The following is a 12,512-nucleotide window of genomic DNA, read 5'->3' on the forward strand; positions in this document are numbered from 1 at the left end:
CAGCGAAGATCAGCAAAGGAAGCGTGGCCGAGTGGTTTAAGGCAGCGGTCTTGAAAACCGCCGAAGGTGTGAGCCTTCCGTGAGTTCGAATCTCACCGCTTCCGCCAAGACACTGCAACCCCTTGATTTATCAAGGGGTTTTTTGTTGACCTCTTCCCTAGGTGGTTCACTCTGGTGGTTCACTCCACGAGCAGAAACCATGGATATTCCAGCCCATCTCTGGGTCTCACGGCACGGAGTCTACTATTTCAGGCAGACGAGTCGGGTAGCAGGAAAACAAACCAGCAAGCGAGTGTCTTTGCACACGAAAGACCCTAAAATAGCCAAATCCATCGCTATCAAATTGCTTGCAGGGCTAGCATCCACCATGTCTCAAGACCCAAAAACATTTGAAGTCAGCATTACTTCTGCGGGAATCTCGGTAAAAACGGATCCAACAGACCCTACTGATGCCGAGAAGCTAGGTGAGTTCATGCGTAACAATCGCGAACTCATCACGATGCTGGCACAGCAAGCCACACCTGCTGTTCAATCCAACCCATTTGAGAAGGTTCGGCAAGAACGTGAAATCGCCGAGAGTCTGCTCAAGGAAGAGACCGGCACCAACATTGATGTCGTGTTGGATAAGTACGAAAAGCGCAAATCTCCGCAACTTGCCCCCAAAACCTTGTATGGCTACATCCAGTACATCAAGATTTTCTGCGACTGGTACAAAAAGCAGTACAGCAAGAAAACGATCATCATCAGCTCGATTGATCGCAAGGTCATCGCTGCCTACATCGAACACCTTCAGAACGAGGGGGTGCTGAATGCCACTATTGAGAAGAATTATCTTCGCGCCCTGAATGGACTGTTTGAGTTCGCCAAAACGACGGGCGACTACCCTGATGTGGCTGTGCCTTCCAAAATGCACAAGCTCACCACCAAGAAAGAGATCGAAAAAAACCGCAAAGAGAGAAACCCTTTCTCTAACGAGGATTTGGCTCTGATCTTCAAGCCAGAGAATCTTGCCATGGCAAAGCATCCAGAACAGTTCTGGGTGCCGATCCTTGCCCTCTTTACCGGCGCACGCCTTGGCGAACTGTGTCAGCTGTCAGTCAAAGATATTGGTGAGGTGGACGGCATACCGACGATTTCCATCACAGATGATGGGGATGGCGAAAAACGGCTGAAATCGCTCGCCAGCAAGCGAATTCTTCCCTTACACCCGATTATCATCGAGTGTGGATTCCTTGAGTACGTGGAAGACATCAAAAAATTTAACGGACAAGTCTTTCCAGACCTCTTCCCCGATGTACACGGTTATTACAGCAAAGAGCCTTCCCGCCGATGGGGAACATACTTAGATAAAATCGGCATCACCGATCCATCCAAAGTCTTCCACTCCTTCAGAAGCACGGCCAACAACAGGCTGAAACAGAATGGGATCAGCGAAGAAATCCGCTGCGAATTTGTTGGCCACGATCACGATACAGTGAACAGCAAGCACTACACCGAAAAGTACTCTGTGAAATTCCTGCACGACACAGTGTTACCTGCTCTCGCCTTTGATGCTGATTTTTCAGGCCTGAAATACAAAAAGCATCAGTTCACCGCCTTCATTACCAAAGAACTGGCGAGGATAGAGCGAAAGAACAGCAACAAATCCATCAGAATGATGAAGGACTACCTGAAGAGGAATCGATAGCCCCCCTATGCAATCACCCTGCTGACCTAGGCTGCCAGTTCGTCCTGTCCGAGCAACCTGAGTGATTTGCATAAAATAATCTTGGGCATTACAAACGAAAAACGGGGGCATGGCCCCCGTTGCTTACTCAGACTCTTTGTCGTACCCAAAGGCCTGAATGATTTCGTCCATTTCCTCGGCTACCTGTGTTTTCAAACCATCAGCCCCGAACACGCCCATCGTTAAGTTGACACAGCGCACGCGCTTCTTGTTGATGCCGCTACCCATGGTTTGGCGGGATTCAATCACATGGGGGAACAAACTGCGTACCCTTGTATAAAATTGAGGGGAGGCACAAGCAGTCAAACCATTCGCACGGCAGTAGCCGGTGTAATCCTGAAAAAGTACACCCTTGTTCATTGAAAGTTGGCTTTCATCGCAATAGGCCACACCAGCATACTCCGCCCAACTTGCCACGCTGTTGGAATCCAACTTTGCCTGGTATGCAGCATCGTGAACCGCATCTGGCACAACAAATTTCCCAGCACGTTGCAAAGCTTGAAGTCCCGACAAAGCCCAGTCCAACACATAGTGCAATTCATTCTTGATGATTTTGCCATCAAGGTCAGGAATGGCCTTACCGTTGGTAAAGGTTTCGTTCCATTCAATCACATGGAAACGGCGCCAGAAAGCATCGGACTGATCAATCAAGCCAGGCAAATGGTTTGCACAAATAATGAACTTGGCGGTATTTGCATAGCCCACAGCATTCTTGTATTTTCGGTTGATCTGCGTGGCCCCACCTGAAATAAGGGATTTAAGCATCTGTTGGTCAATCTTGCCCTTTGGGGTTTCATCGCAAGCGACCAAGGTGGCACCGATCAAGCTGGTCAAGTTAAACCCATCCAACTTGTCCAATTGCACAGGCACGGCTTTCTCATGCAAAGCCATGACGATTTTCAACATGGTGCTTTTGCCGTTACCACCTTTTTCGCCGATCCAGAATTGCGCAACCTGATGGTTGGTATGTCCGGTCAAGGAGTAGCCCACATAGGCTTGTACCAAGCTACGGACTTCAGAGTTTGGCAAGGACGTGGCCAAAAAACGGGCGAACATGGAATCGGCTGGCAATGGGCGAGGCTGATAGTCCCCCATCTTCATGCTGGCAACGATAGGCACGTAATGGGTGACGCCGATTGCTGGGTTTGGCGCTTCGGCGCGAATCTTCCCTTGCTGATCCACCACAAGCCACATCCCCACCAATGGAATGACAAGTTCATCGGATTTTTCTGGCAATGGTTCTGCAAACAACATGGCGGCTTTAAGGCAGCTTTCGGCAGTGGCCACGGTGGCACGCTTGCCCATATTGTCGCCCAACCAGACAAAGGCCAATCGCGTGGCTTCCTTGTCGTCTTGTACTTTCCAGAAGTTGCCATCCCAGCGGTACATCAAATCCCCACCGACCCTAATGTCAGAACAGGCTTTGATGTGTTTTGCGTATTGCATCTCAGCAGACTCTTCTGCTTGAGGTTTCTTGATGGCAGGTTTGCCAGCAGGCTTGGTCACGGCAATGTTATTGATCGTTGCAGAGTCGTTTGCAGGCGTGCCTTCCGTGTCGCTGCTGGTTTCAGTGCTGTGATTTGCTTGGTGACTACGATATTTTTCAAATGGATTCATCTTTTTCTCCGTAAAAATTGTTGTGAGTACTGCTGTTTTTCTTGCTTGGAGGCTTGGTCGCTAAAGATGAAGTTTCGTCGCTGTAATGATGAGTTCGTCGCTATGGGGTCATGCATTGCCGAGTGCTGTCGGGAGCAATCTTGAATCAGTGGTTCAAGGCTTCAAAATAGGCATTTCCGAAATCGCTCCAGTCGGCATCATTGGCTGGCAAACTGGTATCGCCACGATGGATACGGCTTTGTGCTTCTTGTACCGTTTCACAGCGGGCGATACAGGGACGAACACCATTTTTCTTTGGCACATACTCATCCCTGAAAATCTCGCAGGCGGTTTCTTCGTCATCTGCTTCGATGATGACCTCATCAAACATGCCCAAATCGTAAAAACCAATCAGATAGCGGGTGGGTGTGTTTTCAGCCGTATTACTCGTTCTATTCATTTCATTCTCCTCGTTAAGGTTAAGTTAGATTTCTGGTTGCTTCGCTTTGAGAGTGCTCTACTACTTGTTTACTGGGTTGTGATTTAGTTTGGTTTCTCTGCGAGTGACGGCAAGTTAGCGATGATCCCGCTTAGCACCTCTTTGCTGACAACTTCCCCTGAGACTAAATTGGCATAGTCGAGGTAATCGTGAAGAAGCTCTTTGGCAACTTGCGGCGTGGCGCACTTGCTGCCATTCAATAATTGTTGGTAGCTTTCCCAAGCTAAGCGATAGTCGCCCTGTGCAATCAGCCGCAGCACCTTTTGCGCACACTGATCAAAAGTCTCGAAGGCAATGTGATCCAGCATGTCCTGCACATCAGCGGCGCTCGTGATCTCATGGCTCCGCCAGTAGTCACAGGCAAAATCAATGTCGAGCAATTTACTGGCGACCATTTCAGAAGACCGCACCTCGAATTCAGACATGATGTGCTCCATTACTTTGCAGAAGCTGGTATCGGCATCAACGACGAGCGTGTTTAAAACATCATCAATGACCCGGATAAGGTTTTTCTTGTCACAAAGGGTGTTAATGGCGCGGCTGTTGTAAATCATGATTTGTGCTCCTTGATTATTCGTTGTCGGTACTGCCGTTGTCTTGGTCATCCTGCGTTTCTGGCTTCCAGGTGCATTCGTTGCCCCAACCAGCCCAGCCAGGTGCGGCATCGCCACGACAGAACAATTCCACCTTGCTGAGTTCGGGATACATCGCATCAATCACAGCATAGAGTTCTGGTGGTTTACGGCTGTGTTCCAAGCGTGGGTATTTCAAAACTGACATGGGGCGGGCAGCAAAAGGCACTTCAGGGACATTACCTTTAATCGCGATCATCAATACTTCATGGCTTTGGCGGAAATAAGCACCTTGGCCAGCGACCCCTTTGTCCCAGACTGCACTGGTCTTGCAGGTAAACCCCCATGCCTTGATGACCTGCAAAGCATCTGCCAGCAAAGAAGAGGAGCACCACATGAACAACACCGCATCGTCGGTGCAGATGTCCTGCACAGGCATATCGCAGATTTCCTGCGTGCTCATGCAGGGGTAGCCTACTGCCATCTCACCCATGTAATTCCATGGCGGATCGGCATAGATCACGCTGTAAATTCCAAGCGAAGCATTCAATGGTTTGTTGTTGGCACGTTTGGCTTCAATCTCTTGTGCGCGTGCTTCACGGCGGGCAGCGAATTTGGCTTTGTTGATTTCCTTGCTCATCTTTTGGATGGCTTTAAGATCATCAAAATTGATTTGTGACTGATCTTGCTTGGACAACCCAGCCAACCTGGCCGCATTGCTCAAGTCCAATTTGCCCGTTTCCACTGCGGCGATCAGTTCAGGGCTACCCTTCTTGATGATGGTTTTGCCTCGAGCAATGGAATCGGTGGAAACCGCCAAGTCCTGTGCAAGCTGGGCTTGGGATACCGCTCCGGCGCTATGCTGATTCGTGCCGATCTGGGTATTGCACAAACGGGCGGCGATCAAGGCACGCTGGTTAAGGTCAAGATGACGGCGGTGTAAGTTGATGCTGACCACCATGGCTCGCATGTCATCATCATTGGCGGCCTGCAATTCTTCAAAGCGCGGGATAATGCCAAGCTCAATGCAGGCACGAAGGCGATGGCGACCATCCACGATCTTGCCGCGATGACGCAAGATTGGCATCTGCAAACCATGCTGAGCAATATTGGCTTTAAGCTCGGCAAACTCGGTTTCGCTCATCTCGGGGAACAAATAAGCGATCTCGTGGATTTCAGGCTGACTAGTGGGCACTACCTGCTGGGTATTGTTCGCGCTGTGTTTTAAAAAAGCGGTTTCGCTATTCATGTTTTATTTTCTCCTTGGGTTAATTGTCTTGTTTCAAACTGTGCGACTAGCTTACGAAATCAGTCTGAAAATTCCTTCCGTACGAAATGCTTCATTTCATTCCTGAAGCAATCTTGATCAGATGGACAGGCACATCGCCACAGGCTTTACGTTTCTTGTAAACTGCTTGCGATTGACTGTGCGGCAAGCTTATGAAATTTTTGACGAATTTCCTGCCGCATGAAATATTTCATTTCATTCCGGCATGTGTGGTCGGGCGAGGGAGAGAGCCGTGGCAGGGAGAAAAAAGAGGTCGTTGCTGGATGTCATGCGAACCAAGCTCTGGCTGGGCGAGATGCTTAGGGTCACCGGTATGCACAACATCAACCAGTTGGGAGAGTTACTGGCTGATGGTGATATAAAGAAAATGTTGTACCGCTATGCCGCTGGGGAGAATACGGTATCCGCCAAGATGCTCGATGACATCGATGCCAGAGTCAGAAGGCATGAGCTTGGCTTTGAAGGGGGGCGTCAGTTCTTCCACGTTGGGCCACCGAGTCAGGAAGCGCTACAGGGCTTTGCCCCTCTGTGGGATGCACTCAGTGATTCCATTGAGCAGGTCTGGCAGGCCATGCTGGCATACGACCCTGATCTGGCTGTTCAGAAATATCTGGGCGTCCCATTCCGCCTGCGATGCAGTTATCTAACCATTAGGATTTTTGGAACGGCAGAGCCGTATCCCTACTGGCAGGAGGCTTCGTCGGAAAATTTTGTCGCTCACGCCTATGCCAAAGCCGATTTGTGGGTAGACATTGATCTGATCACATATGCGATAGCGGCATGGCGAATGGCGCACTTTGTCGGGGAATCCCAACCCATGCTGGACTACATCCTGATCGGCTTGCTGGACAAAGCCATTCCAGAAATTCTGGATGAGAAATACTTCATTGACGTCGAGTCGGATGAGGGAAACAAACGGCACACCATCACCAGAGACCTGCTACAACAACTCGAAGCCCTGGATCAGAAAAATCTTGCCGAGGCAGAAGAGGCGATCAAGGATCTGGACTATACCGCGAACATTTACCCAGCCAGCGTGGATGTCCAGGCTGGCCAAGTTGTCCAGGCGAATTTCCAACAACCTTTTGATAACCGCTTCTTGTTTGAAAGACTGAAGCGCAGCAGTGTTTCAGCTTTCCTCTCACTGAAGATAAAACCGCAGCGCGATACTGCACTTACGGAGGAGTCCGCTGGAGCGGTAGCCTGAAACGGCTACCTGACCTTGACGATCAGTCAAAAATTGAGCTGCGCGACCTGTCTCAATGCTGTTTTCATTCGCTCCTGAGTTAAAATGGCCCCAAAACCGCATTGAGACAGGAATACTGGTATGACAAGTAACGAACAACGCGCCGCCCTACAGCGCCAGATCTGGGCTATCGCCAATGACGTGCGCGGGGCCGTCGATGGTTGGGACTTCAAGCAATACGTGCTGGGCACGCTGTTCTATCGCTTCATCAGCGAAAACTTCACCGACTACATCACCGGCGGCGACGCCTCGGTCGACTATGCGGCCATGAAGGACTACGACCCGCTCATTACCGCAGCCAAAGATGACGCCATCAAAACCAAGGGTTACTTCATCTACCCCAGCCAGCTGTTCGTGAACGTCGCGGCCAACGCCAACACCAACGAAAGCCTGAACACCGATCTGGCCACCATCTTTGCCGCTATCGAAGCCTCCGCTAGCGGCTACCCGTCCGAGCACGACATCAAGGGCCTGTTTGCTGATTTCGACACCACCAGCAACCGCCTGGGCAACACCGTCAAGGACAAGAACACCCGCTTGGCCGCCGTGCTCAAGGGGGTATCAGAGCTGAACTTCGGCAGCTTCGACGCCAGCCACATCGATCTGTTCGGTGATGCCTACGAATTCCTGATCTCCAACTACGCGGCCAACGCCGGCAAATCGGGCGGCGAGTTTTTCACGCCGCAGCATGTGTCCAAGCTGATCGCCCAGCTGGCCATGCACAAGCAAACCAGCGTCAACAAGATTTATGACCCGGCTTGCGGCTCGGGCTCACTGCTGTTGCAGGCCAGAAAGCACTTTGACGCGCACATTATCGAAGACGGTTTCTTCGGGCAGGAACTCAACCACACCACCTACAACCTGGCGCGGATGAATATGTTCTTGCACAACATCAACTACGACAAATTCAACATCCAGCTTGGCGACACCCTGCGCGAACCGCACTTTGGCGACGACAAACCGTTCGACGCTATCGTCTCCAACCCACCGTATTCGGTGAAATGGATAGGTTCCGACGACCCCACGCTGATCAACGATGACCGCTTTGCGCCAGCGGGCGTGCTCGCGCCCAAGTCCAAAGCCGACTTTGCCTTTGTGCTGCACGCGCTCAGCTACTTGTCCAGCAAGGGCCGCGCTGCCATCGTCTGCTTCCCCGGCATCTTCTACCGGGGCGGGGCCGAGCAGAAAATCCGCCAGTATCTGGTGGATAACAACTACGTAGAAACCGTCATCTCTCTTGCGGCCAACCTTTTCTACGGCACCACCATCGCCGTGAACATTCTGGTACTGGCCAAAAACAAGACTGACACACGCACCCAGTTCATTGACGCCAGCGGGCTGTTCAAGAAAGAGACGAACAACAACGTGCTGCTGGATACGCATATCGAGCAAATCATGGCCGTGTTCGACAGCAAGGAAAACGTCGATCACTTCGCCAAGTCCGTGCCGCTGGAGCAGGTGGCGGCCAATGACTACAACCTGTCGGTCAGCAGCTATGTCGAAGCCCGCGACACCCGCGAGGTGGTGGACATTGCCCAGCTTAATGCCGAGTTGAAAACCACGGTTACAAAGATCGACCAGCTGCGCAAGGACATTGACGCCATCGTAGCGGAGATTGAGGGCGAGGAGATGGAGGCATGAGCAGCGTGAACTTCTTGGAAAAGCTGCTGGATGGCGCAGAGGTCGAGTGGAAAACGCTAGGAGATCTTGAAGATTCTGGCGCTTTAAAACTAGGTCGTGGCAATGTAATTTCTAAAAGCGATTTGTCGAGTTTGCCCGGTGATTACCCGGTGTATTCATCTTCGGCATCGGGCAATGGGATATTCGGTCACTACGGCAAATTCATGTTTGAGGATGAGCGAATAACTTGGTCAATCGATGGTGGAGGACGATTCTTTCATCGCCAAGCTCACAGATACTCTGTAACTAACGTGTGTGGCTGGCTAAGCGTAAAAAATACGGCCATCTTGAACACCAGATTTCTGTTTCACGTCTTGTCCGGCGCTTGGGAAACGAAGATCTTTGACTACACAAAAAAGGCACATCCATCCGTTATTCGTGATGAATACTTGATACCTGTTCCATCTATTGATATCCAAGCCGAAATCGTCCGCATCCTGGACACCTTTACCGAGCTGACCGCCGAGCTGACCGCCGAGCTGACCGCCCGCAAAAAACAATACAACTACTATCGTGATCAGTTGTTGAGTTTTGAAGAGGGGGAGGTGGAGTGGAAGACGTTGGGGGGACTCGTTGAAGTAAACACCGGGTCGAAACCATCTGAAATTCTTGAAAACGCGACAAGCATTGATTACATCAACGCAGGGACATCCAGATCGGGATATAGCGCAGAAAGTAATTGTGAAGGCGACACCGTCACAACCCCTTCGCGGGGCCAGGGGGGGATTGGTTTCGTGGGCTACCAAAAGAAGCCATTCTGGTTGGGGCCTTTGTGCTACAAGCTGCAATCAACAGACAAGACTGTTCTGATCAACAAATACCTTTTCTACTTTCTTCAATCACGAAGCGAACTTCTGTTGGGATTGAAAAAAGAAGGCGGGGTGCCTGCCGTTAATAAGTCTGACCTAGTTCAGTTGGAAATACCCGTTCCTTCGGTTGAAGAGCAGAAACGTATCGTCGCCATCCTCGACAAATTCGACGCTCTGACGAACTCCCTCTCCGAAGGTTTGCCGCGTGAAATCGAGCTGCGGCAGAAACAATACGAGTATTACCGCGATCTGCTGTTGAGCTTCCCGAAACCAGAGGAGGCAGAGGCATAACATGAGCAAGACGCTCACGGAAATCGCCCAACAGCTAAATAGCACTGACAAGAAGGTTCAGCTGATTTATGCCTTCAATGGCACGGGCAAGACACGCCTGTCGCGGGCGTTCAAGCATGAGATTGACCCGAAGCAGGAGGGTGACGAGGCATCATCGGAGTTGGCTGACAAGAAGATTATTTATTACAGCGCTTTCACCGAAGACTTGTTTTACTGGGACAACGACCTGGGACGGGATGCTGAACCGAAACTGAAGATCCAGCCCAACGCTTTCACCAAGTGGGTGCTGGAAGAACAAGGGCAGGAACTGAGCATTGCGCGCACCTTTCAGCGCTACACAAGCGACAAGTTGACGCCGAATTTCAGCGATGATTTTTCCTCGGTTAGCTTCTCGTTCGAGCGTGGCAACCAAAATCCAGAACCCCACATCAAGATTTCCAAGGGCGAAGAAAGCAATTTCATCTGGAGTATTTTCTACACGCTAGTCGAACTAGCGATTTTCACGCTGAACGATGTTGAACCTGACTTTCCGGAACCAACACCATTTGACAACCTGCAGTATGTGTTCGTTGATGATCCTGTCAGCTCTCTGGATGACAACCACCTGATTCAGTTGGCCGTAGATCTTGCACAACTTATTAAATCCAACAAATCCAGTGTCAAGTTCATCATCACGACTCATAACCCGCTTTTCTTCAACGTGCTTTGCAACGAGTTCGGTAGCGATGAAAAAACCGATCAGTACAGCTGGAAATCAAAATGGTTCAGCAAGTTTCGGTTGGAGAAGAATGAGGATGGCAGCGTTCACTTGATAGAGCAGCCAAACGATTCGCCGTTTGCATATCACCTGCATCTGATATCGCAGCTTGAAGATGCGATAAAAAGTGGGCAGATCGAAAAATATCATTTCAATCTTCTTCGGAATATTCTTGAAAAAACAGCGACATTTCTTGGACACAAACGGTGGGAGCATCTCCTTCCAGAAACACCAGATGGTTTACCCAATCCGTCTGCAAAGCGGATTGTGAACTTCTCGAGCCATTCGAAGCACGCTGCCGACGAAGTAGCACCCCTGAAGCCAGAAGAAAAGAAGATACTAGAAAATTTGCTGAAACACATAGTCGAGCGCCATGGATTTTGGCAGGAAAAAACCTCATGATCGAATACAGTCCCATCGCCGAGTCCAACAGTTTCATTGTTTTGGACAAATACGCCCGTGAATGGAAAGCCGCCGAAAGCTACCAGAGCGAAAGTGACCTGGAGCGCGAACTGATCCAGGATCTGCTCAACCAAGGTTATGAATTTGCGGCTGCCATCAAGACGCCTGCCGACCTGCTGGAGAATGTGCGCACCCAGCTGCAAACGCTCAACTCTGTGTCGTTCACCAATGGCGAATGGTCGCGATTCGTCGAGTCGTGGCTGGACAAGCCCAGCGAGGGCATCGTCGAGAAGACTCGCAAGATTCACGACGACTACATCCACGATTTTGTCTTTGACGACGGGCGCATTCAGAACATCTATCTGCTGGACAAGAAAAACATCACCCGCAACAAGCTGCAGGTGATCAAGCAGTTCGAGCAGACGGGCAGTCATGCCAACCGCTATGACGTGACGATTCTGGTCAATGGCCTGCCGTTGGTGCAGGTGGAGTTGAAGAAGCGCGGCGTGGCCATCCGCGAGGCTTTCAACCAGGTGCATCGCTACAGCAAGGAGAGCTTTAACAGCGAGCATTCCTTGTTCAAGTATTTGCAGCTGTTCGTGATCTCCAACGGCACCGACAGCCGCTACTTCGCCAACACCACGCAGCGCAACAAAAACAGCTTCGACTTCACCATGAACTGGGCGAAGGCGGACAACACGCTGATCAAGGACCTGAAGGACTTCACGGCCACCTTCTTCCAGAAACACACGCTGCTCAATGTGCTGCTGCATTACTCGGTGTTCGACGTCAGCAACACGCTGCTGGTGATGCGGCCTTACCAGATCGCTGCCACGGAACGCATTCTGTGGAAGATCAAGAGCAGCCATCAGGCCAAAAACTGGAGCAACACGGAAAGTGGTGGCTTCATCTGGCACACCACCGGCAGCGGCAAGACACTGACCAGCTTCAAGGCTGCGCGCTTGGCCACCGAGCTGGACTTCATCGACAAGGTGTTCTTCGTGGTAGACCGCAAGGATCTGGACTACCAGACCATGAAGGAATACCAACGCTTCTCGCCGGACAGCGTGAATGGCTCGGACAGCACGGCAGGCCTGAAGCGCAATCTGGAGAAGGACGACAACAAGATTGTTGTCACCACCATTCAGAAGCTCAACAACCTGATGAAGAGCGAGGCGGATTTGCCGATCTACGGCAAGCAGGTGGTGTTCATTTTCGACGAGTGCCACCGCAGCCAGTTTGGTGAGGCCCAGAAGAACCTGTGCAAGAAGTTCAAGAAGTTCTGCCAATTCGGCTTCACTGGCACGCCCATCTTCCCTGAGAACGCCTTGGGTGCCGAAACCACGGCCAGCGTGTTTGGCCGTGAGCTGCACTCGTATGTGATCACCGATGCCATCCGCGACGAGAAGGTGCTGAAGTTCAAGGTGGATTACAACGACGTGCGCCCGCAGTTCAAGGACATCGAGACCGAGAAGGACGAGAAGAAACTGAGCGCAGCCGAGAACAAGCAGGCGCTACTGCACCCAGAGCGTATCCGCGAGATTACCCAGTACATCCTGAACAACTTCCGCCAGAAGACCCACCGCCTGCATGCGGGCAACAAGGGCTTCAATGCCATGTTTGCCGTCAGCAGCGTGGATGCCGCC

At 51.1% G+C, this 12,512-nt stretch carries 10 protein-coding genes and 1 tRNA gene; 7 read left to right on the forward strand and 4 right to left on the reverse strand.

From position 1 onward, the window contains the following. Positions 1–17 precede the first annotated feature (17 nt). Positions 18–107: transfer RNA gene (locus FLQ03_RS10950), tRNA-Ser, on the forward strand. 92 nt (positions 108–199) lie between these two features. Beyond that, complete coding sequence (locus tag FLQ03_RS10955; protein WP_144372226.1) at positions 200–1,687, forward strand: site-specific integrase; 1,488 nt, start codon at positions 200–202, stop codon at positions 1,685–1,687. Between the two features lie 123 nt (positions 1,688–1,810). On the opposite strand, the gene FLQ03_RS10960 is transcribed toward FLQ03_RS10955, so the two are convergent. From FLQ03_RS10960 to FLQ03_RS10975, 4 genes are all read right to left on the reverse strand, one after another. After that, entirely contained in the window at positions 1,811–3,343 is a 1,533-nt protein-coding gene (locus tag FLQ03_RS10960; protein WP_144372227.1) for a DNA primase family protein, read from the reverse strand. A gap of 145 nt (positions 3,344–3,488) precedes the next feature. Further along, a complete protein-coding gene (locus FLQ03_RS10965; RefSeq protein ID WP_144372228.1) occupies positions 3,489–3,782 on the reverse strand; it encodes a hypothetical protein in 294 nt (97 codons plus the stop codon). A gap of 83 nt (positions 3,783–3,865) precedes the next feature. Continuing rightward, the gene (locus tag FLQ03_RS10970; protein WP_144372229.1) at positions 3,866–4,375 is read right to left on the reverse strand and encodes a hypothetical protein; all 510 of its coding nucleotides are present in this window, start codon (positions 4,373–4,375) and stop codon (positions 3,866–3,868) included. Positions 4,376–4,391: 16 nt separating this feature from the next. Further along, on the reverse strand, positions 4,392–5,642 hold the full coding sequence (locus tag FLQ03_RS10975; RefSeq protein ID WP_144372230.1) for a Spo0J and IME4 domain-containing protein: 1,251 nt from the start codon (positions 5,640–5,642) through the stop codon (positions 4,392–4,394). A gap of 307 nt (positions 5,643–5,949) precedes the next feature. On the opposite strand from FLQ03_RS10975, the gene FLQ03_RS10980 reads away from it, so the two are divergent. The 5 genes from FLQ03_RS10980 to FLQ03_RS11000 all read left to right on the forward strand — a co-directional run. Beyond that, positions 5,950–6,888, forward strand: coding sequence for a hypothetical protein (locus tag FLQ03_RS10980; protein WP_144372231.1), 939 nt, complete (start codon positions 5,950–5,952; stop codon positions 6,886–6,888). 120 nt (positions 6,889–7,008) lie between these two features. After that, a complete protein-coding gene (locus FLQ03_RS10985; protein WP_144372232.1) occupies positions 7,009–8,568 on the forward strand; it encodes a type I restriction-modification system subunit M in 1,560 nt (519 codons plus the stop codon). Beyond that, positions 8,565–9,707, forward strand: a complete 1,143-nt coding sequence (locus FLQ03_RS10990; RefSeq protein WP_144372233.1) for a restriction endonuclease subunit S — start codon at positions 8,565–8,567, stop codon at positions 9,705–9,707. Before FLQ03_RS10985 ends, FLQ03_RS10990 begins: the two co-directional genes overlap by 4 nt. A gap of 1 nt (position 9,708) precedes the next feature. After that, positions 9,709–10,866: an AAA family ATPase gene (locus FLQ03_RS10995; RefSeq protein ID WP_144372234.1), complete on the forward strand. Its 1,158-nt coding sequence runs from the start codon at positions 9,709–9,711 to the stop codon at positions 10,864–10,866. Next, positions 10,863–12,512 (forward strand): HsdR family type I site-specific deoxyribonuclease (locus FLQ03_RS11000; RefSeq protein WP_144372235.1); only part of this gene is annotated, 1,650 nt, incomplete at its 3' end. The genes FLQ03_RS10995 and FLQ03_RS11000, both read left to right, overlap by 4 nt.

Source organism: Vogesella urethralis, assembly GCF_007644045.2.
Taxonomy (GTDB): Bacteria; Pseudomonadota; Gammaproteobacteria; order Burkholderiales; family Chromobacteriaceae; genus Vogesella; species Vogesella urethralis.